Origin of the sequence: Lacrimispora sp. (genome assembly GCF_031982545.1) — a bacterium.
Lineage (GTDB): Bacteria > Bacillota > Clostridia > Lachnospirales > Lachnospiraceae > Lacrimispora.
In genome coordinates this window covers 332,064-356,489 of the sequence record NZ_DALYXB010000003.1, presented here as the reverse complement: position 1 = coordinate 356,489, position 24,426 = coordinate 332,064, and the positions used below count along the sequence as shown (strand labels likewise).

The following is a 24,426-nucleotide window of genomic DNA, read 5'->3' as shown; positions in this document are numbered from 1 at the left end:
TAAAAGAACAGGAGTTATTAACATGAAGCATGAAAGATTTAACTATAAAAATTTGGATGATATAAAAAATAAGGCAAAGGAACTGGGCGTTTATTTGCCTTTCGCAGAAACCACATCTATTCTTAAAGAAAAGCTTTTCGTGAGTCATGGTGTTAACTGGGAAAACCGCATGGGAATTGCACCGATGGAAGGTGCAGATTCCCTGCCGAATGGTGCTCCTTCTGAACTGACAACACGCCGTTATGTGCGTGAAGCCATTGGCGGCAGCTCTGTAATCTGGTTTGAGGCTATTTCAATTGTTAAGGAAGGCCGCTCCAGTGCACATCAGCTGATGCTGACAGAAGAGAACTTAGAGGAATATAAGGAATTTACGGAAAAGATTAAGGAAGCTGGAAGAAAGGCAAATGGTTTTGCACCTTATTTAATCATGCAGGCCAATCATAGCGGACGTTATTCCAATCCCGATGGAAAACCGGCTCCTCTCATCGCTTATCGTCATCCGGAGTATGAAAAGCTGCGTAAAGCAGATGATTCCTGTATCGTTACAGATGATTACTTAAAGGGACTGGAAGAGAGCTTTGGAAAAGCAGCTCTGCTGGCTAAAAAAGCGGGATTTGATTCCGTTGATATTAAGTCCTGCCACGGTTATTTACTGGCTGAGCTGTCTTCCGCTTACAACCGGCCAGGTGAGTACGGCGGCAGCTATGAAAACAGAACCCGCGTGTTGAAAAATGGAATCGCAGCAGCAAAAGTCTATGAAGACTCTGATTTTAAAGTAACAGCCAGAATTGGTATTTACGATGGATTTGCTTACCCTTATGGCTTTGGAGTAAAGGAAGGCGAAGGAAATGTCCCCAATCTGGAAGAACCAATCCGCCTGATCCGTGAGCTGAAAGAGAATTATCAGATTGATATGGTAAACTTAACCATGGGAAATCCTTATGTGAGCACCCATGTGACAAGACCTTATGATGCCGGAAAATACATACCGGATGAACATCCTCTTTTTGGTATTGCAAGAATGATAAATGGAATCGGTGAAGTTAAAAAAGCAGTTCCTGAAATGATTATTTCTGCATCTGGCCCGTCTTATTTAAGACAGTATTCCGATTTACTGTCAGCCGGTGCAATTGAAGAGGGACTGTGCGATCATATGTTATTTGGACGTATGTCATTTGCCAATCCGGAATTCCCGAAACAGATCATTGAAACAGGAAGATTTGATGCAAAACAGGTCTGCGTTGCCTGCGGAAAGTGCGGTGACCTGATTCGTGCAGGGAAACATACCGGCTGTATCGTGCGGGATTCAGCTACTTATTTGAAATATTACAGAGAATTTCAGGAAGAGAACAAATAACATATAACTGCAGGAATGTGGCTGTGCAAAGTCAGGATGGAGTTTTAGAATGATGAAAAAAGTAGCAATTGTAACAGGTGGGAGCAGAGGAATTGGTTTTTCCATTGCCAGACAGCTTGGAGTGGATGGGTATCGGATCGTTATACTTGCCACTGGGGAAGCAGACAGATATCAGGAGAACTTTCAGCTTTTAGATGAGTTGGAGATTGAATGGCACTATGTACAGGGAAGCATTGACTCCACAGAAGATCGAAAACGACTGGTGGAAGAGACAGTCAGCCGTTTTTCCAGAATTGATGTGCTGGTGAACAATGCAGGAGTCGCACCCCTTGAACGAAACGATTTACTGGAAATGACAGAAGAAAGCTTTGACCGTGTGATTGGGATCAACACAAAGGGAACCATGTTTTTAACCCAGTTAGTTGCCAGGCAAATGATAAAGCAGGAACGGCTGGGCAGGAAACAGGGGACCATCATCAATATTGGTTCCTGCTCCGCAGAAGTAACTTCTACTTCCAGAGGCGAATACTGTGTGTCCAAAGCAGGAGTAGCCATGCTGACCCAGCTTTTTGCAGACCGCCTCGCGTCAGAAAACATTCTGGTACATGAGGTTCGTCCCGGTGTAATCGCAACGGATATGACAACTGCCGTGAAAGGAAAATACGATAAGCTGCTGGACGATGGAGTATTCCCTATTAAACGTTGGGGAACACCAGAAGATGTGGCCAATATGGTCAGCGTATTTTGCTCAGACAAAGTACTGTACACAACGGGAAACTATATTGATGTTGACGGTGGATTTCATATAAAAAGGCTGTAAATTAGAAAAACAAGAGGTTTTTATGGAAATAAAAAAGACGTTAATTCAGGAAATGGAGTTTCATACCGTTGTGGTTGGAACCGGTGCGGCTGGATTCAATGCAGCTTCCCGTTTAAAGCAGTATGGTGTCAATGATATAGCCATTATTGCGGAACAGGTCAATGCAGGAACCTCAAGAAACACAGGCTCAGATAAGCAGACGTATTATAAATTGTCATTGGCAGGAAAAGACGAGGACTCTGTGTTAAATCTTGCAGAAGATCTGTTTGCGGGCCAATGTGTGGATGGGGATGTGGCATTATGCGAAGCCGCCCTTTCCACCTTATCCTTCTATCGGCTGGTGGAACTTGGAGTTCCATTTCCCTGTACAGAATTTGGGGAATACGTTGGATACAAGACGGATCATGACAGAGGCAGACGGGCCACCAGTGTGGGGCCCTACACCTCTAAAATCATGACTCAGCAGCTTGAAAAGGACGTACAGAGCAAGCAGATCCAAATTCTTGACAGACTTCAGGTCATTCACATAATGGCAGAAGAAAATGAAGTATGCGGAGTACTGTGTCTGGATTTGAAAAGCAAAGATGAATTGCATTATGTCATTATCTGGTGCCAGAATATTGTATACGCTACCGGCGGGCCAGCTGGGATGTATCACGACAGTGTTTACCCCGAATCCCAGCTTGGAAGTTCAGGAATTGCTTTTGCAGCCGGAGTAAGGGGAAAGAATCTTACAGAATGGCAGTTTGGAATGGCATCACTTCAGCCGCGGTGGAATGTAAGCGGTACCTACATGCAGGTGCTTCCAAGGCTGATTTCAATCGATTCCCATGGAAATGATGAAAGAGAGTTTTTACTGGATTATTTTGATTCAAAAGAAGAGATGTTATCACTGCTGTTCTTAAAAGGATATCAGTGGCCATTTGATACAAATAAGATATTTGGCGGTTCTTCCATCATAGATTTGTTGGTTTATCAGGAAACTATAATAAAGAAACGGCGTGTTTTTCTGGACTACCAGAAAAATCCCGGAGATCAGGAGATTGTGTTTGAAAAATTATCATCAGAGGCTTATGAGTATTTAAAGAATGCTGATGCCTGTTTTGGAACTCCAATACAAAGACTGGAACAAATGAATGAACTGGCAATTCACTTTTATCAGGAACATGGAGTGGATTTATACCAGGATAAACTGGAAATAGCTATCTGTGCACAGCATAATAATGGAGGTTTGGCAGTAGATCATCACTGGCAGACTAACGTGAAAGGTTTTTTTGCTGTAGGTGAAGTTGCAGGAACCCACGGTGTAACAAGGCCGGGAGGATCGGCCTTAAATGCCGGGCAGGTAGGATCTACCCGTGCTGCGGAGTACATTGCTCATGATAAAAATATAAGCACTGGAAGAATGAACGACAGTATGAAAAACGTCTGCAGAGAAAGAGCAGATCAGGTGATACAATTATTGACCGGAGCAAATCATGGTACGAAAAGTTTATCAGAAGCATGGAAAGAAGCAACCATGCGAATGAGTCAGTGCGGAGGCATGATCCGTAATAAAGAGGAAGTAAAAAAAGCTCTTGATGAGACGGAATATGTACTGATCAATTATCTGCAATATGTCTCTATTACAAACATCAGTCAGGCGTCCTTGTTTTATCATCTGTATGATACTTTGCTGGCACAGAAAGTTTATCTGACTTCCATGTATGATTACCTGATGAAGAAGGGCGGAAGCAGGGGATCTGCGCTTTATACATCAAGTACAGGCAAAAAGCCGGGAGAAAAGATGCCGGATTTGTTTACATGCCAACTGGATCAGGGAAAGTTTGGAAAAGTAGTTCAGGAAACTTATATGAAAGATAATGTATGTTTCTGTGAATGGAGACCGGTAAGAGACATTCCTGATGTTGATTATTTCTTCGAAACGCAATGGAAGCATTACCGGGAGAGAATGGAAACCAGATGAGAATTCCGGACATAAAATTACCTGCTAACGTATCGTGAGGAACAGGGCTGTTATAAGACAGTCCTGTTCCTCGCTTTTATGGTAAGGCGTAATATTTGTATTCTGGATTTGCCGAAGTTTATCCTTTACCGGTTAAATGTATCGGTAAAGGCATCCAGCGTTCTGTAATAAGAAGCCTTTGGAGTCCAAATATTTGAGAAAAGAAGAGGACTCTTATCCTTTCTCCAGGAGATATCATCTGACATTCCCCACCAGGTGAACCCTGTAATATTGCCGCCTTCCTTTTTCACTTCGCAGACTGCCTTCATCACGTCATATACATAAGCGGCCTGTTCTGATTCAGAGTTAGCACCAGCATCGAATTCTGTAATCTGGATCTCTAATCCTGCATTCTTAAATTTGGTATAGGCCTGTTTGAAATAGGAAGCACTTGGGAACGTTGATTCAAGGTGAGACTGTCCGCCAACGCCGTTGCATAATTTCTTCTCTGCATTGATAAACTGAATCAACTTAACAATATTGTCAGCTTCCATATACTCGTTATAATCATTATAGAATAAACTAACCTTATCGGTCAGATTAAAATAACTTAATGTTTCATTGGCATAACGGAAAGCTGTTTTTACAAATTGCGGACTTGTAGAAACACCTCCATAGATTCTTACCCAATCTGAATTTGCCGGAGAATGCAGATATTCATTTACAACATCCCATGCGTATACCACACTGCCGTATTCACTTAAATAGACGTGATTCATCACTGTCTTTATATAAAACTCCATACGTGCATTCATTGTGTTTTGATCCACATGATTTGCGCCGGCGTTATAGCCTGTGCGGAACAGCCAGGTTGGAGTCTGACCATGCCATACAAGAGTGTGGGCACGTACTCCCAGGCCATTTTCATAGCAGATTTTTAATACTTTATCTACCGTATTAAAATTGATTCTTGGTACGGTAGCTTCTGTATAGTTGCTGGGAATGTAATATCCTAAGGATTTTGCTTCTGCCACTGAAATCAAATTAGGTGAACTGCCAAGCAGTGCATCTGGTTTCATCTCATTTTCAAGCGTGATACTGTTGTACCTTTGCTTGATCAGATTTAAGGTGGAAGCGTTCTGCAACTGGGCCAACGTTACACAGGTTCCCACCCTCTGGAATTTGGTCCCATAGGTATTTAACAAAGTCTGGTCGGCGGTTGCTGCCTGGGTAACTCCTAATGATGAAGCGGTAAGTGCAATTGCAGATATAACAGTTAATAGCCTTTTTGTAAATGTTCTTTTCATTAAACTACCCCCTTTTGTGTAATTAATTATTTATTTAAGATTCTTTGAAACGGTATTTTCTCCTCCTTTCTTATAACCTGCTTTTTATTCATACCTTCTTCCAAAGATTCTTTTTTACTTAATAATGTATTGAGATATCAAATTCATTAATGTGTTACTAATATAACACAATATATAAGCTAAAACATGAAAATGTAACTATTACGATACTGTTCGTCATTTTTTCGTTGATATTGAAATTAACTTACATATTGAAAGATAAAGCAACTTAAGGTATAACTAATAATGGAATACTTTACCAATTCTATTCGTAATTCATATCATGATTTGATATCATAAACAAAAAGTTCTAAGTATTCACCCAGACAAAAATCATTATAGGGGAGGCAGTAAAATGGCAGATTTATTCAAGATTGTCAAGTATGAGGGAGATAACAGTACCTTTATCTGGAGATCGGGTGTGGAAGATTTTAATACAGGGACACAGCTGATTGTCCATGAATCTCAGGAAGCAATATTTTTCATGAATGGTCAGGCACTGGACTTATTTGGCCCGGGTCGACATACGCTTGAAACACAAAACATTCCTTTGATCAGGAAGTTTTTGAGCAAACCCACAAATGATCAGACGCCTTTTCATTGTCAGGTCTATTTCATCAATAAAGCGGAACAAATGTCAATTAAATGGGGAACTGACAGTCAGGTTCAATACATGGAGCCGACTTATAAATTTCCTCTGAAAATAGGTGCATCGGGTGAGATGTCTTTACGGGTCGAAGATTCCAGAAAATTACTGGTGAAACTTCTTGGAACAGAAAAATCTCTTGATAAAACAGGGCTCACCCAGATGTTTCGGGTCTTTCTTATGGCAAAAGTGAAGCCATATCTGGCCCAGACGATGCAGAGCAGCGAATTTGGAATCTTTGAGGTTGACTCTCATATGGGTGAGCTTTCAACGAATTTACATAAACAATTGATTCCTGATTTTGCTGATTATGGTCTGTCACTGGAACGCTTTTTCGTCACAACCATAGTTAAGCCTGATGGAGACAAAGCCTATGAGTCATTTCAGGATATACACATACGGCAATATGCGGATGTTGCAAACGCACAGTTAAGGCAGCAGGTTGGGATTATCGATCAGCAGACAAGTGCGCAGAAAATGGTGATTGAATCTGCAGCAATGGCTCAGAAAAGAGCACAGGAAGGATATACCTATCAGTCTGAACGGGCTTATGATGTGGCTGAAAAGGTTGCTCAGAATGAAGGAACAGGTAATTTTTCCAGTGCTGGAATTGGGCTTGGAATGATGGGCGGAATTGCCGGAGGTATGGGCGCAATGGTTGCCGGGATTACCAATGATGCCGTTGCCCCTGTGGATTTAAAGTCGCCGGCCAGCACTACAGTACCAGCAGGTTCAGACGACATGACCATTTTTAAACAAAAACTGGAGAAGCTGAAATTAATGAAGGACGCAGGAATGCTGTCTGATGAAGAATTTGATGAAGAAAAGAAAAAACTGTTAAACAGCCTGTAAATGGCTACCAGTACATAAGGAGGACGCTGCATGAATATCTCAAAAAACAAGGGGTTATCACTCCTAATAACGTTTATTATATTCGCTGTTTATAACATAATTGCTTTTATGCTCCCCAACGGTAAGGGAGGAATGTTCTGGACAGGATACGGCTTTACTATGGCCGCGATTTTATTGACTGCCGGAGTTGGATTTTATACGTTTAGGCGGAAAGGCTTAAAAAGCAAAGTCTATGGGGTGTCCCTGCTTTCTCTTGTATGGAGTTATCTGATTGCCCAACTCATTATAGGTTTGATGGAGATGGCTTTACCATCTATTCCCTTCCAATATGGGATTATACTCAATGCGATTTTATTGGGTGCCTGCCTCATCGGGTTAATTGCGGCTGACATTGCAATAGATGAGGTTGAGCGTATAGATGAGACGGTGAAAAAGAAAGTTTCTTACATTAAATCCCTGCAAACAGATATAGAAGGTCTGATTGGTAAAGCAGAAGATGAAGCTGCAAAAAAGGTTTTGAAGGACCTTGCGGAAGCAATTCGCTACAGTGATCCAATGAGCAGCTCGCAGCTTTCAGCAATTGAGAATGAGATCAAGGTGAAAGCGGCTGGACTTAAAGATGCGGCAGCTTCCTTTGATTCATCTGCAATCGTATCCATTTGCGGTGAGATGCAGCAGCTGGTCGCTGATCGTAACAGAACCTGCAAAACAATAAAATAATGTATTTTTGAGGAGGCTGACTATGGCAGTATTAAAATGTAAAATGTGTGGCGGCGATATCGAAGCTGCCCCAAATCAAACATACGGAACCTGTGACCATTGCGGCAGCACAATGACTTTACCCAAAGCTGCTGATGAACAAATAACGAACCTTTATAACCGTGCCAACCATTTCAGACGTCAGAATGACTTTGACAGAGCGGTATCCGCGTATGAGAACATCCTCAACATTGATGCTTCATCTGCAGAGGCCCATTGGGGACTTGTATTGTCAAAGTTTGGAATTGAATATGTGGAAGACCCACAGTCCAGGGAACGAATTCCCACCTGCCATCGTGTGCAAAACGAATCCATTCTGACTGACACAGATTATCTTTCTGCACTTGAAAATGCAGAGGATGCATATACAAAAAATCTGTACGAATCGGAAGCAAAGCGTATAGCCGACATTCAAAAGAGTATTCTTACCATATCCGCACAAGAAAAACCGTACGATGTTTTTATCTGTTATAAAGAAACAACCGATGGCGGAAGCCGTACAAAAGACAGCTCAATGGCGCAGGATGTCTACTATCAGCTGACAAACGAGGGATATAAAGTGTTTTTCGCTCGGATTACTTTAGAAGATAAACTGGGTCAGGAGTACGAACCATACATATTTGCTGCTTTAAACAGCGCTAAGGTGATGGTGGTGATTGGTACAAAGCAGGAGCATTTTAATGCCACATGGGTTAAAAATGAATGGAGTCGTTACCTGGCATTATCAAAGAATGACAGAAGCAGGCTTTTGATTCCCTGCTACAGCGATATGGACGCCTACGATTTGCCTGAAGAATTGTCTATGCTTCAAAGTCAGGATATGACAAAGATTGGTTTTATTCAGGATTTAATACGGGGAATAAAAAAAGTATTGTCTGCAGCGGCAGAGAAACCAGTCAGTCATTCACAGGGAAATGTAGATGTATCATATATGACACCTGGAGTAACTCAGTTATTAGACCGTGTCAGCCTTTTCCTTGAAGACGGGGATTTCGAATCAGCCGCTGAGTATTGTGATCGGATTTTAGATTTAGAGCCAAGAAATTCACAAACATATTTCTATAAGCTTCTGGTTCAGTTAAAACTGCGAAGTCCGGAAGAGATTATATTAAATGCCAAATCGCTGAATGAATATCCAGATTACCAAAAGGCGGTTCGATTTGCTAATGACAGTTATAAAGCAATACTTGAAGATTATAATCGGAGAGTAGAGGTTCGGATTGAGAATGAGCGGATCGAGGGCATTTATCAACAGGGATTGTTAAAGATGCAGACTGCCCTGACTGAGACAGAATATTTAGAAGTAGCTTCCGTGTTTGAAAATCTGGGGGCATATAAAGATTCTGGTGATAAAGCCGATTCATGTCGTGCATTAGCAAATGAAAAGCGCCTTATAAGGGAACGTGAAAAAGAAGAGGCTCGTTTAAAAGTAGAAGAGAGACAACGATTAGAACAGGAATTTACAGATACCATGAACTCGCTTCGTGATCGAATAAAAGAACTTGAAACAATTAATATGAAGCTTAATATATTCCAGAGGGGGAAAAAAGCTGAAATTGAAAAAGAGCTGATAGAATTATACGAACGTATTCGGCAAACAAGAAAACAATACGGAAAAGATTTCTAGAAGAAAAGAACCGTAAAACCATAAAAAACCGGAATAGAATCTATCAAATACGATTTGCAGTTCCAGGGGGATACATGTATGCAGATTTTAACCAATCAATTCCAAAAAGAGTTGAAAGAGCATGGGGATTTTCAATTTCCATTACTAATTAGTAATGAAAAACTATCAAAATATGACTTGAATTCATTTCTCTGGCATTGGCATCCAGAAATTGAACTTACACTGATTACTCAGGGGCAGATGATATATGAGATTAATAATGAAGAATATCATCTTTGTCAGGGAGAGGCGCTTTTTGGTAATACGGGAGTACTTCACACAGGACGCATGTATGAGAATATGGATTGCGAGTATGTTTCAATTACATTCAATCCCAGGTTAATTTATTCTTATGAAAACAGTATTTTCTACTTAAAATACGTATCCCCATTCATTCAGAATCTTTCTCTGTTCTCTGTTTGTTTTGATTTAACTAAGCCCTGGCACAAAGAGATCATAAAGATTCTGAATGAACTTGTTACGATTCATCATAAACAGCAGGATACCTATGAAATAGATGTTCTGATCAAACTGTTGGAATTTTGGAAAGTGTTATATCTAAATTATGATACTACTCAGACAATTACATCACCGGAACAGCATAATTATGAAAGAATCAGAAGTATTTTATCATTCATAGAAGAGAATTACAGTCATAAAATAACGTTGGAAGAGATTGCAGATCATATCCATATCTGTAAAGGGGAATGCTGCAGGATTTTTAAGCAGTACATGAAGATTCCTCTCTTTAGGTTTATATTAGAATATCGGATTGAAAAAAGCTTAAAGGATCTGGTGGCTTCCAATGATTCCATTGGAGATATTGCTGCGAAGGCAGGTTTTGGCGATTCCAATTACTATTCTCATACATTTTACAAAGTGAAAGGATGTTCCCCGACCGAGTATCGCAAAAAGACCCTGAAACATAATAAATAATAGGTTATCAACTAAATTCTGAATATATTACACGTTCTCCCTATTTTGTTTAAGGTTTGAATCTTTAAAGACCTGTAAAATTAAGCTAACGGACGAATGAATCATGAAATGAGTGATCATGGAAGGAGCTGTCATGGGGGAATATAAAGGGGTAGAGGATTCAGAAATTCTTATAAGCATTCTGGTTGCTGTTTACAATATGAAGGATACAATAGACAGATGTATCCAATCTTTAATCAATCAGACATTGGATCATATTGAAATAATAATCGTAGATGATGGATCAACCGATGGGGCGGGGGAAATTTGTGACCGGTATGCCTCAGAGGATAGTCGTATCAAGCTAATTCATCAAAAGAACCAGGGATTATCTGCAACCAGAGAAGTTTGTTTGAAAAATGCGTCAGGTCAATATATCAGTTTTGTTGACAGTGATGACTGGTGTGAACTGGATATGTGTGAAAAGCTGTATGAAGAAGCCATTGGATCATCCGCCGATCTGGTATTCTTTTCTGCCTGCAGGCATCGTCAGGATGGAGTTGCCATTATATGCAATCTTCCCCTGCCCGCTGGCCTGTACCCGATTTCAGCGCTATATGATTGCTACATACTCCCGCTATATGGTGATATACAGCAGGACCAGTTAATCACCACAGGCTACATCTGGTGCTGCCTGTTTAAAAGAGAAATGATAGATGGCATAAAGTTTTATAAAAACGTCTTCCTGCATGAAGATGAGATTATGATTCTTCAGTCCTTTATGAGGGCAAACAGCTTATACATAACGGATCGATCCTTCTATCACTACAACAGAATGTCCTTTAATTCCTTGAGTAGACGATCTACATACTGGAATAATTACTGGGATAATATAATTGAGGTATTCAAAGCTAAAAAGGAATTTGCAGAAGTTCTCTTTGATGATGAGAACAGATATATGGGAAGATTAAGCACTTCTTTGTATTTGAAATTTTTTAGAAGCATAAGAAATGAAACCCATCATGAGAATCCAGCCGGGTTCTGGGGCGGACTTTTCAATGTATATAAACTAAGAAATAAAGTATTCTTATTTGAAAATAAAAAATATTTGTTGAAAAACGAATTTACACCAGCTGAAAAAATCCTGATTAAATTAATCGAGTTACGACTGTATTTAGTCGTTTATTTTTACTATGCGTTGATCTGCGGCCGTATGCGGAAGTTTCAGGAAAAAACAAAAAATTAGTGTATAGAGAAAGCCTCTGCATTGGTACTCAGTGCGAGGCTTTCTTAGAACGTTATTTAATTAAATGTAACTTATCAGCTGCCCGGTATAAGGTGCGGCCGGCAGGGAATTCCGTTAATTCCTCCCCGCTGATTCCGCCGAATTTCAATATCAGATAAAAATAAGCGAAGACAGAAGCCGTAATTGCCAAAAGTACAGAGATGGAATTAATTCTGATAACGAAATAAATTCCATGATAAACAGCATAGCAGATCACTCCCATGATAGCAGAACATAAAAATGGTTTCAGGAAGATCTTGGTTTTATTTTCTCTGTAACTCAAATACTTATTCAGAGCCAGGCTATTTAAAATCATCACGATGAGAGGAAGTGTGATATTTCCAATAATCAGGGAGTATATTCCCAGATTAAAATGATTTAAACAGAGATAGACCACACCGATATGAATGAACAGGCCTATTGCTGAATTTATAACTGGAATTTTCATCTTATTAATCCCTTGTAAGGTGGAACTGGTTATGGTTGAATAAGCATAAAACAGAATGGCGGATGCACCGGTTAACAACAAATTTCCGCCTAATATCACGTTATATCTGGGAAACAGAATGCTTAAAACTGGCTTTCCCAGAACCATTAATCCAATTGCGCTTGGAAAGGCAATATTCATATTAAAAAGGATTGCGCTTGATATCTTTTTCCTGGTCTCATGGTACTTTTTATTGGTATGTGAGCTTACAATACTTGGAATCATGGATCCCCCAAAGGAACTGGAGATGGCAATCGGAACACTGATTAACAGCTTATAAAGTGTGCTGTAGTTACCCTGCAGAATACTGATGTCAGTTTCAGAGAAACCTTTACGCCCCATGATATTATTAAACAATGATATATCAATGACACCATTTATCTGATAGACTGTCTGACTTAATATAATGGGAATTACTGTTATAAAAATGGATTGATATATGATTTTAATACTGTCGGTAGGTTCCCCATCATATTTTCTCATCTGTTTTCGAATATTGGGAGAATACAAAATAAATATAAAGATAAGAAACAGCAATCCGGATAATGCCCCGATACAGGTTCCCAGTGTACCTCCGGCAGCTCCCCAGGCAGCCACTTCAGGAGAGGAACTGTTTATACTGATTAAATAACTGGCAGCTGCGATACTGACAACTGCATTTATGATCTGCTCAATCACCTGGGAGACAGCTGTTGGAACCATAGTACTCTTTCCCTGAAAAAAGCCTCGAAACACACCCATCACGGAAACGATAAAAATCGTAGGAGCTAATATTTTCAGGGATTTGGAAACTCCCGCGTATTTGTTTAACAGGCTGCTTTCAATCCAGGAAGCATTAAAATACAGAAAAAGACTTGCTGTTAACCCCACGATAATTGAAAAAATGAAACAGTTGAGTAGGTAAATGTTGGCGTTTTTATACCTTTTTTGTATCAGTTTTTCAGATATTAATTTTGAGACAGCCAATGGCATGCTGTATGAAGATAAAATAAGTATAATATTATAAATTTCAAAAGCGGCAGAATAGATGCCCATAGCTTTTTCTCCAATAATATTAGCCATGGGGATTCTGTAAATTAACCCGATTATACGTACGGTAATTGATGCAACAGCTAAAATACTGCCCTGCTTAATAATGCTGTTTCTGTTTTCTTTCTGGTTTGTCATATTAATTCTATTCCTCTGTCATATTTACTTCAATGCTGTATTATCTTACATCAAATAAGCAGTTATTACAATCCTGTTATCATTTCTGTATTCCAGCCTGTTCTTTTTCGTTGTTATTCTCCACCCCACCGCATATAATAAAATTCATTAACTGCGAAATGAATTTTTTATAAACAAAACCAGGGGGAGCTTTTATTCGGTATTTCTATTTCATAGAAAAATTAACATATTTAGATAAAACAAAAATATTTAACATATATCTAAAATGATACTTGAGCTCAGATGAATTATGTTGTATAATATACACAAAAATAGAAAGCGAGAGCAAAGATTAGTGTATGAAAAGACCAAATGAATCAGACATCGAGTTTAACACTCCGTTTATACGTCAGCGTGCGGATCCATTTATATGCCGGCATGAAGACGGAACTTATTATTTCACAGCTTCAGTACCGGAATATGACAGAATTATTTTGCGCAGCGCAGATACGGTTAAGGGCTTACAGACTGCAAAAGAGCATGTGATATGGTATAAACATGAAAGCGGGGAGCAGGGCAGCCACATATGGGCACCGGAGATTCATTACTTAAATGACTGCTGGTACATCTATTATGCAGCTGGAGAAACAGAGAACAAGTGGAAGATCAGGCCTTATGTGCTGCAGTGTACAGGTCCGGATCCCGTAACAGATCAGTGGAGAGAACTGGGCAGAATGAATGCATCGGATGAGGATCCCTTTACATTTCAGGATTTTTCACTGGACGCTACTGTTTTCCAGCATAAAAAGGAATACTATCTGGTCTGGGCAGAGAAAACCGGCACTGGAAAAAAGATATCTCAATTGTATCTGTCTAAGATGGAGACACCATGGAAATTGTCAGGTGAACATATCCTTTTGTCTACACCGGATTATGACTGGGAGCGGAAAGGTTTCTGGGTAAATGAGGGACCAGCGGTTTTAAAGCACGGCGGGCGGATCTATGTGACCTACTCTGCCAGTGATACGGGAAGCAATTACTGCATGGGTATGTTAACCATTGATGAGACTGAGGACGTAATGGATCCACACGCATGGAGGAAATGCCGGAAACCTGTTTTAACAACGGATGAAACAAAGCACATCTATGGGCCTGGCCATAATTCTTTTGTAAAAGGAGAAGAGGATGCTGCTGATTATTGTATTTATCATGGGAGAGAGTATGGTGAAATACAGGGAAACCCTCTGTATGATCCCAATCGTCATACAATGATCATGCAAGTGAAGTGGAGTGAAGAAGGGGAACCGGTATTTTCTTTTGGTGTGTAATTTTTTGCCTGAATATTTAGAAAAAACTAAATTAATTTAATATAATGTAAAGGAGAAACAATATGAAGCGTAAATTATCAATTATTCTGGCTGGTGCCGTAACAGCGGCAATGGTTTTAACCGGCTGCAGTTCCGCAGCAGGGACAGATTCAAAAGCTGATGCAAAGGAGTCTGCTGCAGATGACAAAAAAGAAGTAGTGAATACAGTGGGACCGGATTCCGGTTCACACCTGAATATGTGGTCGTTTGTTGAGCTGCATAATACATTTTATGCGGATATGCTGGAAAGATGGAATAAAGAGAATCCGGACCGGCAGATTCAGATTACCTTTACAACTTATCCGTTTGCCGATATGCATAATAAGCTGATTATGGCATTGCAGACCGGGCAGGGAGCGCCGGATCTCTGTGATGTGGAGATTGGTCAGTTTCCCAACTTCCTTCAGGGAGATATACAGCTTTATCCGTTGAACGATGCAATAAAACCATATCAGGGTGATCTGGTGCAATCCAGATTAGATGTTTATTCAAAAGATGGGAACTATTATGGTGCGCCGACCCATGTAGGAGCGACTGTCATGTATTACAATACGGAAATACTGGATCAGTACGGAATCGATTATACAAAAATAAAGACATGGGATGACTATACGGAGGCCGGAAGAAAATTAAAAGAGGCCTCAGATGGAAAAGTAAAGATGACCAGCGTAGATACCGGAGGTATTGACTGGATGTCTATTGCAATGTCTGAATATGGAGAAGACTGGGCAGCGGGCAAGGATGGTACCCTGAACGTAGAACTGGAGTCTGTGAAAAATATGCTCACCATGCAGCAGACCTGGCTGACAGACGGGATTGCCATGATCTCACCGGCCGGGCATGTGGATCTGGAAGAAGGGTTCCAGAATATACTGGACGGAAATATCGCTTCCTTTCCCAAAGCCTTATGGTATATGAGCCGATTTTTAAATTATATGCCGGATATGAAAGGTAAGATAGCCATGGCACCATTGCCGGTATTTAAGGATGGACAGAGCCGCTCTGTGGGTATCGGAGGAACTGGAACGGTAGTGACAAAACAATCTTCGGATCCGGAACTGGCAGCAGATTTTATTACATATGCAAAGTGTTCGGCAGTAGGAAGCCGTCAGATTTGGGAACAGCTTGGTTTTGATGTATGCAATACCAAACTATGGACGGATGATACGGTAACGAAGGATTCTTCAAATAAATATATCAGCTTTTTTAAGACAAATCCTTTTGACGTTTTAAATGAGGTTAAATCAGAAATTAATACCTTAAGCATTACAAAGATGACTCCTTCCATCAATGATTATTTCTGTACGACTACCTTAAACGAGGTTCTGGAGGACGGTAAAGACGTGGATGAGGCTTTAAAGGAAGCCCAGGAATATCTGGAATTGGAACAGTAGCTGGTTATACAGTGGAGGGGAATGAATGAAAATAAAACGGATTTTCTATTCGCAAAAAGCAGCTCCTTTTATTTTTGTGCTGCCATTTATATTAAGTTTTACGGTATTCTGGATTTATCCTCTGTTCAGTACGGTTAAAATGAGTTTTCAAAATATTCTACCGGGACAGATTGAATGGATCGGGTTTGCAAATTATGGGAAACTGCTGAGAGATACTACGTTTCATACAGCTGTTAAAAACAGCCTTACTTATATGTTTTTTTCTATTGTATTACTGATTCCCTTTCCCATGATGTATGCTGTTTTGATGGACAGTAATCTGGTCAGGGCAAAAGGATTCTGGAAAGGGGCTTTATACCTGCCTGCTCTTACCTCAGTCGTAATTTCCGGTACGTTATTCCGCCTGATGTTTTCAGAACTTCCAACAGGTCAGATGAATGTTTTTCTAAGCATTCTGGGGAAGGCACCGATTCCATGGCTGAAAGAAAAAAGTTCTGCAATGTTTGCACTCTTAATCCTTTGCTGCTGGAGGTGGACCGGCGTGAATATGCTGTATTTTCTGTCTGGTCTTAAAAGTATTGATACCACCCTGTATGAATCTGCATCCATAGACGGAGCATCTGCATGGAACAAATTCCGTTATATTACCATTCCTCTTCTGAGGCCAACCACAATTTATGTACTGACCATCAGCGTCTATGCAGGACTATCTATGTTTTTGGAGAGTTTTATGCTATGGGCAGGAAATGCTTCACCGAAAAATATTGGATTGACCATTGTCGGATACCTTTATAAAAGGGGAATTGAAAAGAATCAGATGGGATATGCCTCGGCGGTAGGTCTGACTCTCCTTTCGATGGCACTAATCATTAATGTGATTCAGTTGATCCTGAACGGGACCTTTAAAAAGGAGGAAACATAATTATGAATCTTAATAAGAAAAAACTCCTTACCATATTAGCAACGGCATCTTTCGCATTTCTGTGCATTTTGGTGATGTTTCCGGTCGTGGCAGGGGCTTTGGCCTCATTTCGGCCGGGAAGAGAGTTAATTCGCCGCGGACTCAGCATTAACCTGGATTTTTCAACAATGTCACTTAGCAATTATAACTATCTTTTTTCCTGGAATGTGGATTCCAAAAAGTATTTCATGTGGTTTAAAAACAGCACAGTACTGACTCTGCTTTCAGTGGTACTGACACTCATTATCTGCTATTTTGTGGCCTATGGACTGTCTATGTATAATTACAGGCTGAAGAATGTATTGTTCTTTCTGGTGATTGCTACCATGATGGTTCCGTTTGAAATACTGATGCTTCCACTGTATCAGGAAATGATAGATTTAAAGCTGATCGATACGACGGCCGGAGTCATTCTTCCTGGGTTATGCAGCGCATCCACCATTTTTTTCTTCCGCCAGTACATGTTATCACTGCCCAAGGAGCTGCTGGATGCCGGACGAATCGATGGGGCCACTGAGTTTGGTATCTGTGTTAAGATTATGCTGCCATTAACCAAGCCGGCGTTTGCAGCCATGGGAATTTTATGTGCAATGGGGTCGTGGAACAACATGCTTTGGCCCATGATGGTATACCGGGATTCGGGAAAATTTACGCTCCCCATTGGTCTGAATACCCTGCTGACGCCTTATGGGAATAATTATGATTTATTGATTGCAGGGTCCATGTTTGCAATTCTTCCTGTATTGGCAGTGTTTTTATGCTTTCAGAATTATTTTATCGAAGGTATGACAGTCGGTGCAGTAAAGGGGTGAATGAATGGGAAGTGGAAAAAAATATAGAAAAGCAGTTAAATATACAGCTGCTGTATTGGTTATGGTCCTGATGGTATTAGTTAGTATTACTCTTGCAGCAGGGAGAGAAAATGCATTTAAAACAAATAAAAAACCAGAACCACTGAAACGGGTATCTGTACACGATCCGTCCATAATCAAGGCCAAAAACGGAGAATATTATATTTTTGGCTCTCATCTGGCCGGCGCAAAATCAAAGAATCTGATGGACTGGGAATCTCTTGGCAAAGACTATGAGAATGTAACGGATAACTGGCTTTTTGGGAATATAAAAGAGAATCTGGCGGAATCATTTCGCTGGGCAGGTTATGATGACGGAGACTGTGCGGGGGGAAAATATGCGGTATGGGCTCCGGATGTGATTTGGAATCCTTATTATAATAACGGTGGTGGAACAAAAGGGGCATATATGATTTATTACAGTGCCTCTTCCACATGGCGCCGTTCCTGTATTGGTTATGCAGTATCACAGGACATAGAAGGGCCTTATACCTATGTCGGCACAGTTGTTTATTCCGGTTTTACGAAAAACGGAAAGCCGGATGGCAATAGTCAGAGAAATACCCGGTGGGATACGGATGCCATTCATATTAAAAAACTGATTGATTCCGGAAGATTGAAAAATGGTATAAGAGCGAAGTGGTTTACGGGGGAAGAATGGAACCATAACAATTGTCCAAACGCCATAGATCCGACACTGTTTTTTGATGCACAAGGTCAAAGGCTCTATATGGTTTATGGTTCCTGGTCCGGAGGAATCTATTTGCTGGAACTGGACAGAGAGACAGGAGATGCAAAGTATCCGGGAACGGATTCTGTTGATAAAATAAGCGGAAATTATGTGGACCGGTATTTTGGTATTCACCTTGCAGGCGGAAACCATCAGTCAGGGGAAGGACCGTATATTGTCTATGATGATGAAGCCGGATATTATTATTTATATGAGACATATGGAGCGCTGACTGCCAATGGAGGCTATAACATGCGCATGTTCCGGTCAAAAGAGGTCACGGGACCATATTTGGATGCTGCAGGGAATAATGCAGCGGACAGTTATAGGAATAATGATCAGTATGGCGTTAAGCTGATTGGAAATTATAAGCTTGCCGGCACCAATACAGGGTATAAAGCAGCCGGACATAACTCGGCATTTATTGATGAGGACGGGCAGCATTATCTGATTTACCACCAGAGGTTTGATCAGGGGACGGAATATCACGAAGTCCGGGTTCACCAGCAATTTCTCAATCAAAAGGGATGGCCGGTGATTGCTGTATATGAAAACCGCAATGAGAAGGCTGGCCATTATCCGGACAACGATATCACAGGCACATATGAGTTTATTAATCATGGTCTGGATACTTCAACCGGAATGATCAGCCCGGAATCAATTACTTTATTGGCGAACGGAAAAATTGGAGGTGACAGGGAAGGAACGTGGAAAAAAATAAAAGGTGACCGGTATGATTATGTCACCATCAATATGGAGGGGGCGGAGTATCACGGCGTATTCTACAGGCAGCTTAATGAAAAAACGGGGACAGAACAGGTGATGACGTTCACCGCTATTGGAGATAACAATATGTGCATATGGGGGACCAGGGAGAAATGAGATACGCCGTTCCTATGAAAAAACAGTATTGTATCAAAACAGGAAATCATGTATGATGGTGGTTAGTAAAAGGAGAAGGTTTTTTATAGTATACTGCCCATCTGCGTGAAAGGATTTGCTATGCTGCATATTAAGAGTGTTGAGGAAGGGCTGAAGATTTTTGTGGCCCTGGGATCGGAATTAAGAATAAATATTATAAAGCTTCTAATTGAGCACACCGAGTTGAACATGAATGAGCTGGCATCCAGTTTAGGGGTGACCAATGGAGCTTTGACCAGCCATATTAAGAAACTGGAAGACTGTGGCCTGATTTGTGTGATTTCAGAGCACAATGGTCACGGGAACCAGAAAATATGCCGTGTCAATGTGGATAAACTGTTGGTGGATATTGCTCCAAAACAAAGTGACGATGGGAAAAATACCTATACCACAGATATTAAAGTGGGATATTTTACGGATTATGAGGTTCTCCCCACATGCGGTCTGGCCAGCAGCCAGGCAATTATTGGAGAGGTAGATGATCCCCGTTATTTTGCTCACCCGGACCGGTATCAGGCTGACATTGTCTGGTTTACCAAAGGATACGTTGAATATGTAATTCCTAATCTGCTACCACCTCTTCAAAAAATCGATCAGATTACATTTTCTGTGGAAATCGGGAGTGAAGCGCCTGGAATTAACAATGACTGGCCTTCCGATATTACCATCAGCATCAACAATGTAGAACTGGGAACGTGGACCAGTCCTGGGGATTTTGGTGATGTTCCGGGAATATTCACACCGGACTGGTGGTTCCCCAACTGGAATCAGTATGGTCTGCTTAAGATGATAGTGGTCAATCAGTTTGGAACCTTTATTGATGGTTTAAAGATATCTTCCGTTACCATTGATGATTTTAAACTGGATAAACGCAGCCCCATCAAGTTAAAATTCCAGGTAAAGGAAGACGCAGTAAATGCAGGGGGTTTAACCATATTTGGAAGCAGCTTCGGTAACTATAACCAGGACATTAAAGTCCGGGTTCACTATAGCCCTGTAAAAGGAAAACGGGAAGATTAAGATAGGAAACGTAAAAATACCGGGAAATGATCGTCTGAAGGATATCATTTCCCGGTATTTTTTATTTCGCATTCGCCATTTTATTTAATTCATTTGTTAAAGCTAAAACCTCTTCAATACTTGCAGTCGTTTCCTCAATTCCTGATGATTGCTGTTCCGTATTTTTCATGGTTGAATTGGAAAACTGCAGTGTCTTTGTGATTGATTTCTGTACGTCTTCGGTCAGCTGTACCACTTTTGTTGCAGTATCTTTTGAATTCTGGGAGAGCTTTTGTATCTCTGTGGCAACTACTGCAAAGCCTTTTCCGGCCTCACCAGCCCGTGCAGCTTCAATGGAAGCATTAAGTCCCAGCAGTTTAGTCTGATCTGCGATACTCTTAATTGAATTGAGAATGACGTTGATCTGCTCGGATATCTGTTTTACATTTAAAATCTCTTTGTTCAGTTCATTCTGATTTTCATTGACCTGTATGGAGGAGGAGGCAAGCTCTTCCATGGTTGCCTCAATCACGGTAAACTGATCGACCAGATCCTTGCTCATTGATTTTAACTTATATTTCTGATAGCCGATCTGGGAAAGGGAGTTAGCAACTATAAAAAGTACTTCAGCCGCTGCCTGTATGCTTTTCTCTGAGGTAACCTTCACTTCATGAAGCGCATTTATGTATTGATCTTCATTGACTCCGATTTCTCTGGCAACCCGTCGGAATTCATCTTCATTTGGCTTGCTGCTTAAGGTCTGTCCGCCGAGAATTGTTCCAATTAATTCCCCTTCCACCATGATTGGAGCTGCGAAATCGATCAGACCTGAATGGCATTTAAAGATGTAGGGTCTTCCGGTTCTGGCTGCTTCCTGACCGCCTCTTTTATGGGATGCGGCACACCGGTCGTCTCCGGTTTTTGTTGAATGGGTGTAATTTGCGCAGATTCTGGTATAGGAACTTGGATTTGTAACAGGATTTCCCTCCCGGTCCACCGCAACGCTGGCCAGATTCATACTAACTGCAAAATTATCAAGGAATTTTTGCAGCAGACTGATCTCCATTACATCTGAGAGATTGATTTCTGAAAGTGTTTTATAAACATTTTCCTCATGATTCATGTTCATATACATGCCCTCCATAAATGTTGAAATTTGATGTATTGTGTTGAAATATGTCGAATAATTTTACATAAATTTTACCACTTACAGGGTGATTTGTATATATAATTTAGAGATTTTTTATTGATTGTGGTTCTCATTTAGAAATTAAATGGAGAAAATAATAAATTCAACCTACTGTTTTTGTATGTATTTTGTTTGCTTTAAAAAAATAAAACAGAATGATTAATATTACAAACACATTGTTCACAATGTATGTGACATCCGGGCCTGCCGCAGAGGAAAGGTAACCGGAATAAAGGATTCCAAGCGGAATCAGGAGATTGGAACTAAACGAAAGTAAAGCAAAAAAACGACCCTGGTATTCAAGGGGGGTATGTATCTGAAAATAGGAGTTCAGCGGCACATTTACACATGTTATAATAAACCCAATAAAGAATTGCAGGATTAAGAACGTACAAAAGTATAATTGTTTCATTGGATAGAATAGGAAGGAGAAGACACCGATACCAATCATCAGAATGCTGTTAATAAAAATGAGGTGATGCATATAATTCTGCAGTTTTATTTTCTTATTCTTAAAAATAAACAGCCCGGCAATGAAGGTTCCGATAATTAATGATGTGGATGTGAATCCATATAATGTTTCTGATATTTGATATTTCTGAACAATAATTCCCGGATTCATAATTTCATCACTGCCTCCTATAAAAAAATTCAGAGACATAGCCATGATAAATAAATTTAGAATATCCTTGTTATGCCACACAAAATGGAGTCCACCTTTTAAGTCATGAAACCAGTGGGATTTCTCCAAATGTCTCATTCTGCAAAAAGTATACTGGATAAAATATTCCTGGATGGCAGACAAGAAATAAAGGTAGACCATGATGACCAGAACAAGCTTAAATCCCCACAGACCAAAGATAATCGTTCCCAGAACAGGTGCGATCAGTGCTGCGCCATTGTCCCCAAAGCTTTTGATGCCATTATAGTTTTCAAGTGTCTCCGCTGAAACAAGCTCTGTAAACAGAACCTTTGATGAAATTTCAAAAATATTAGAGATAATATTGATAACAATGGTGACGATTAAAAGAATTATGGGATAGATATCTTTTAAACCAATGGTTAATAGTAAAATAAAATACAAGAATGATGTCAGCAGGTCACATACCACAATTATATTTTTTCGGTTCAGCCGCTCTACAACTAATCCTAAAAAAGGGGTGACAACGATTGCCGGAATTGTGGATAATGTGAAGAAAAGTCCGGACAATGCCAGGTTTCCAGAGCTTTTCAGTATATATAGCGGTAAAACTACCAGGTAAAAGGCCACACCAAATTTCGAAGTAATTCTGCCTGCAATCAATAATATAATATTTTTTTTGTAATCTTTTTCTTCTCTCATAGTAATCCCCTTTTAACAGCTGCATTTAAAATGCCTCCTTTATATTATGAATTATACAACATAAAGCAAAAAAACGTCTATAATAAAACAAACTAAAATTAAAAACGTTTATCTGTTTTAGCTGAAGTCCGGTGAGGCATCTAACTGCAGAAATCAAAATGGTTTGTCTGCCTGATAGAAGCAATGGTATAATAAAATAAAACAAAGAAAAGGAGTGATCATATGAAACTGAAGAATGTACTCTTGACTGTCAAAGATATAGAAATATCCAAGACCTTCTATAAAGAATTGTTTAGCCTTTCTGTTGTAACGGATTTTGGAGAGAATGTGATTCTTACGGAAGGACTGGTTTTGCAGGAGAAATCTGCCTGAGAGAGCGGAGTTGGGAATGGGGTACAATTTGGTGGACTTGATAGTGCTCTTTATTTTGAAGAATATGATATGGAACGTTTTCTTAGGAGGCTGGAAAATTCCAGCTATGCCATTGAATATTTAAATCCTTGTTTTGAGCGGGACTGGGGACAGAAAACGGTCCGGATTTTTGATCCGGACCATCATATACTGGAGATAGGAGAATCTCAGTCTGGGGTGATAGCCAGACTGCTGGGTTCGGGAATGACTGCTGAGGAAACGGCTGCGAAAACCGGACTGCCCATTTCTACAATACTGGAGACAGGCAATCACGGAAATAGCCGTTAATCCAGTTATTTCTGCTTCCCTTTTTTCCTTCGGGACAGATATACTTCTTTATTAAATGGTATAATGTAAGTACATTCATAATGTATCGCACAGATTTTACTGTATACCAATATGGTTCCATCCTTTAGAACTCCGCGTGATGTTATTTCCATCGCCGGAGTTCCTTTTTTACAGCCCAACAATTCTGCTTCCTCTTTGGTCAGGGAATTGGGTTGATAATTGGTCATGAAATGGGAGATCTGGTACTTGTTTTTTAATGCATGATTTTGTATGGAATCTTCAATAATTTCCCTGCTCAGTTCCGGAAAAAGACGGCAGGGGATCCAGCCGGTTTCGATCTGGGTTATTTCGTATCGGACAATGCGTAACCGTTTGTATTCCCAGACTACCTCGTTTTGGTTTAGATTAAAGATACTGATCAGCTTTGGGTCGGGAACAATCTTTTTTAAGTAGAGCATTTTCGACTGAAGCTCCTGATAGGGAACTTCAATCATGGAGTTATATACCAGAGGATTGCCCAGAGCGCGGGCCCGGACATAGATGCCATCCCCCTGAATCACGGAGATCAGACCGATGCTTTCCAGGCGCTTTAGGGCTTTTTGTATGGTAAAACGGGAGACCTGATAAGCAGATGCCAGATCCCTCTGGGTGGGGAGTTTGTTATTCCAGAACTTTTGCTGATATATTTTACTAACTAAATCAATTACGATAAATTCTGTCTTTCTGGAGCTCATAGTCACACCTCCATA

At 40.3% G+C, this 24,426-nt stretch carries 19 protein-coding genes and 1 pseudogene; 15 read left to right on the top strand and 5 right to left on the bottom strand.

Features of this window, described 5'->3' with window-relative positions; all coding sequences use genetic code 11:
- The first annotated feature begins 22 nt into the window (after positions 1 to 22).
- The 3 genes from ABS301_RS07555 to ABS301_RS07545 are packed head-to-tail and all read left to right on the top strand — an operon-like array spanning position 23 to position 4,143.
- Entirely contained in the window at positions 23 to 1,357 is a 1,335-nt protein-coding gene (locus ABS301_RS07555; protein ID WP_349671629.1) for an oxidoreductase, read from the top strand.
- Positions 1,358 to 1,406: 49 nt separating this feature from the next.
- Complete coding sequence (locus ABS301_RS07550; RefSeq protein ID WP_502877952.1) at positions 1,407 to 2,177, top strand: 3-ketoacyl-ACP reductase; 771 nt, start codon at positions 1,407 to 1,409, stop codon at positions 2,175 to 2,177.
- A gap of 22 nt (positions 2,178 to 2,199) precedes the next feature.
- Positions 2,200 to 4,143, top strand: coding sequence for an FAD-binding protein (locus ABS301_RS07545; RefSeq protein ID WP_349671628.1), 1,944 nt, complete (start codon positions 2,200 to 2,202; stop codon positions 4,141 to 4,143).
- 125 nt (positions 4,144 to 4,268) lie between these two features.
- Here the strand turns inward: ABS301_RS07545 and ABS301_RS07540 are convergent, their stop codons facing one another.
- Positions 4,269 to 5,429 carry an endo-1,4-beta-xylanase gene (locus tag ABS301_RS07540; RefSeq protein WP_349671627.1) on the bottom strand — a complete coding sequence of 387 codons (1,161 nt, stop codon included), beginning with the start codon at positions 5,427 to 5,429 and terminating at the stop codon, positions 4,269 to 4,271.
- A 394-nt stretch (positions 5,430 to 5,823) separates the two neighbouring features.
- Between ABS301_RS07540 and ABS301_RS07535 the strand changes: the two genes are divergently transcribed.
- The 5 genes from ABS301_RS07535 (at position 5,824) to ABS301_RS07515 (ending at position 11,552) form a co-directional block, all read left to right on the top strand.
- Positions 5,824 to 6,966 carry an SPFH domain-containing protein gene (locus ABS301_RS07535; RefSeq protein ID WP_349671626.1) on the top strand — a complete coding sequence of 381 codons (1,143 nt, stop codon included), beginning with the start codon at positions 5,824 to 5,826 and terminating at the stop codon, positions 6,964 to 6,966.
- A gap of 30 nt (positions 6,967 to 6,996) precedes the next feature.
- On the top strand, positions 6,997 to 7,686 hold the full coding sequence (locus ABS301_RS07530) for a hypothetical protein (RefSeq protein ID WP_349671625.1): 690 nt from the start codon (positions 6,997 to 6,999) through the stop codon (positions 7,684 to 7,686).
- 22 nt (positions 7,687 to 7,708) lie between these two features.
- Entirely contained in the window at positions 7,709 to 9,352 is a 1,644-nt protein-coding gene (locus ABS301_RS07525; protein ID WP_349671624.1) for a TIR domain-containing protein, read from the top strand.
- A 78-nt stretch (positions 9,353 to 9,430) separates the two neighbouring features.
- Positions 9,431 to 10,327 carry an AraC family transcriptional regulator gene (locus ABS301_RS07520; protein ID WP_349671623.1) on the top strand — a complete coding sequence of 299 codons (897 nt, stop codon included), beginning with the start codon at positions 9,431 to 9,433 and terminating at the stop codon, positions 10,325 to 10,327.
- A gap of 133 nt (positions 10,328 to 10,460) precedes the next feature.
- Positions 10,461 to 11,552, top strand: coding sequence for a glycosyltransferase family 2 protein (locus tag ABS301_RS07515; RefSeq protein ID WP_349671622.1), 1,092 nt, complete (start codon positions 10,461 to 10,463; stop codon positions 11,550 to 11,552).
- 52 nt (positions 11,553 to 11,604) lie between these two features.
- Here the strand turns inward: ABS301_RS07515 and ABS301_RS07510 are convergent, their stop codons facing one another.
- Positions 11,605 to 13,245, bottom strand: coding sequence for a putative polysaccharide biosynthesis protein (locus ABS301_RS07510; protein WP_349671621.1), 1,641 nt, complete (start codon positions 13,243 to 13,245; stop codon positions 11,605 to 11,607).
- A gap of 338 nt (positions 13,246 to 13,583) precedes the next feature.
- On the opposite strand from ABS301_RS07510, the gene ABS301_RS07505 reads away from it, so the two are divergent.
- The 6 genes from ABS301_RS07505 to ABS301_RS07480 all read left to right on the top strand — a co-directional run bounded on the left by ABS301_RS07505 (position 13,584) and on the right by ABS301_RS07480 (position 20,468).
- Entirely contained in the window at positions 13,584 to 14,552 is a 969-nt protein-coding gene (locus tag ABS301_RS07505) for a glycoside hydrolase family 43 protein (protein ID WP_349671620.1), read from the top strand.
- Positions 14,553 to 14,614: 62 nt separating this feature from the next.
- Positions 14,615 to 15,985 carry an ABC transporter substrate-binding protein gene (locus ABS301_RS07500; protein ID WP_349671619.1) on the top strand — a complete coding sequence of 457 codons (1,371 nt, stop codon included), beginning with the start codon at positions 14,615 to 14,617 and terminating at the stop codon, positions 15,983 to 15,985.
- Between the two features lie 25 nt (positions 15,986 to 16,010).
- Positions 16,011 to 16,907 carry a carbohydrate ABC transporter permease gene (locus ABS301_RS07495; RefSeq protein WP_349671618.1) on the top strand — a complete coding sequence of 299 codons (897 nt, stop codon included), beginning with the start codon at positions 16,011 to 16,013 and terminating at the stop codon, positions 16,905 to 16,907.
- Between the two features lie 2 nt (positions 16,908 to 16,909).
- Complete coding sequence (locus ABS301_RS07490; protein WP_349671617.1) at positions 16,910 to 17,758, top strand: carbohydrate ABC transporter permease; 849 nt, start codon at positions 16,910 to 16,912, stop codon at positions 17,756 to 17,758.
- A gap of 4 nt (positions 17,759 to 17,762) precedes the next feature.
- On the top strand, positions 17,763 to 19,409 hold the full coding sequence (locus tag ABS301_RS07485; RefSeq protein ID WP_349671616.1) for a glycoside hydrolase family 43 protein: 1,647 nt from the start codon (positions 17,763 to 17,765) through the stop codon (positions 19,407 to 19,409).
- A 120-nt stretch (positions 19,410 to 19,529) separates the two neighbouring features.
- Positions 19,530 to 20,468, top strand: coding sequence for an ArsR/SmtB family transcription factor (locus ABS301_RS07480; RefSeq protein ID WP_349671615.1), 939 nt, complete (start codon positions 19,530 to 19,532; stop codon positions 20,466 to 20,468).
- Positions 20,469 to 20,529: 61 nt separating this feature from the next.
- Here ABS301_RS07480 and ABS301_RS07475 read toward each other — a convergent pair whose 3' ends face one another.
- Together ABS301_RS07475 and ABS301_RS07470 are read right to left on the bottom strand one after the other, a co-directional pair.
- Entirely contained in the window at positions 20,530 to 21,576 is a 1,047-nt protein-coding gene (locus ABS301_RS07475) for a PocR ligand-binding domain-containing protein (RefSeq protein ID WP_349671614.1), read from the bottom strand.
- 163 nt (positions 21,577 to 21,739) lie between these two features.
- Positions 21,740 to 22,978: an MFS transporter gene (locus ABS301_RS07470; RefSeq protein WP_349671613.1), complete on the bottom strand. Its 1,239-nt coding sequence runs from the start codon at positions 22,976 to 22,978 to the stop codon at positions 21,740 to 21,742.
- 222 nt (positions 22,979 to 23,200) lie between these two features.
- On the opposite strand from ABS301_RS07470, the pseudogene ABS301_RS07465 reads away from it, so the two are divergent.
- Positions 23,201 to 23,677 (top strand): annotated as a pseudogene (locus ABS301_RS07465) (VOC family protein).
- A 5-nt stretch (positions 23,678 to 23,682) separates the two neighbouring features.
- Here ABS301_RS07465 and ABS301_RS07460 read toward each other — a convergent pair.
- Positions 23,683 to 24,411 (bottom strand): GntR family transcriptional regulator, encoded by a 729-nt coding sequence (locus ABS301_RS07460; RefSeq protein WP_349671612.1) that lies wholly within the window; start codon positions 24,409 to 24,411, stop codon positions 23,683 to 23,685.
- Between the last annotated feature and the right edge of the window lie 15 nt (positions 24,412 to 24,426).

Excerpts from the sequence above, each read along its gene's own strand:
- ABS301_RS07470 (WP_349671613.1), bottom strand. The coding sequence starts at position 22,978 with ATGAGAGAAGAAAAAGATTACAAAAAAAATATTATATTATTGATTGCA.
- ABS301_RS07480 (WP_349671615.1), top strand. The coding sequence starts at position 19,530 with ATGCTGCATATTAAGAGTGTTGAGGAAGGGCTGAAGATTTTTGTGGCC.
- ABS301_RS07505 (WP_349671620.1), top strand. The coding sequence starts at position 13,584 with ATGAAAAGACCAAATGAATCAGACATCGAGTTTAACACTCCGTTTATA.
- ABS301_RS07515 (WP_349671622.1), top strand. The coding sequence starts at position 10,461 with ATGGGGGAATATAAAGGGGTAGAGGATTCAGAAATTCTTATAAGCATT.
- ABS301_RS07460 (WP_349671612.1), bottom strand. The coding sequence starts at position 24,411 with ATGAGCTCCAGAAAGACAGAATTTATCGTAATTGATTTAGTTAGTAAA.
- ABS301_RS07490 (WP_349671617.1), top strand. The coding sequence starts at position 16,910 with ATGAATCTTAATAAGAAAAAACTCCTTACCATATTAGCAACGGCATCT.
- ABS301_RS07475 (WP_349671614.1), bottom strand. The coding sequence starts at position 21,576 with ATGAACATGAATCATGAGGAAAATGTTTATAAAACACTTTCAGAAATC.
- ABS301_RS07555 (WP_349671629.1), top strand. The coding sequence starts at position 23 with ATGAAGCATGAAAGATTTAACTATAAAAATTTGGATGATATAAAAAAT.
- ABS301_RS07525 (WP_349671624.1), top strand. The coding sequence starts at position 7,709 with ATGGCAGTATTAAAATGTAAAATGTGTGGCGGCGATATCGAAGCTGCC.
- ABS301_RS07540 (WP_349671627.1), bottom strand. The coding sequence starts at position 5,429 with ATGAAAAGAACATTTACAAAAAGGCTATTAACTGTTATATCTGCAATT.
- ABS301_RS07485 (WP_349671616.1), top strand. The coding sequence starts at position 17,763 with ATGGGAAGTGGAAAAAAATATAGAAAAGCAGTTAAATATACAGCTGCT.
- ABS301_RS07550 (WP_502877952.1), top strand. The coding sequence starts at position 1,407 with ATGATGAAAAAAGTAGCAATTGTAACAGGTGGGAGCAGAGGAATTGGT.
- ABS301_RS07495 (WP_349671618.1), top strand. The coding sequence starts at position 16,011 with ATGAAAATAAAACGGATTTTCTATTCGCAAAAAGCAGCTCCTTTTATT.
- ABS301_RS07510 (WP_349671621.1), bottom strand. The coding sequence starts at position 13,245 with ATGACAAACCAGAAAGAAAACAGAAACAGCATTATTAAGCAGGGCAGT.
- ABS301_RS07535 (WP_349671626.1), top strand. The coding sequence starts at position 5,824 with ATGGCAGATTTATTCAAGATTGTCAAGTATGAGGGAGATAACAGTACC.
- ABS301_RS07500 (WP_349671619.1), top strand. The coding sequence starts at position 14,615 with ATGAAGCGTAAATTATCAATTATTCTGGCTGGTGCCGTAACAGCGGCA.
- ABS301_RS07520 (WP_349671623.1), top strand. The coding sequence starts at position 9,431 with ATGCAGATTTTAACCAATCAATTCCAAAAAGAGTTGAAAGAGCATGGG.
- ABS301_RS07545 (WP_349671628.1), top strand. The coding sequence starts at position 2,200 with ATGGAAATAAAAAAGACGTTAATTCAGGAAATGGAGTTTCATACCGTT.
- ABS301_RS07530 (WP_349671625.1), top strand. The coding sequence starts at position 6,997 with ATGAATATCTCAAAAAACAAGGGGTTATCACTCCTAATAACGTTTATT.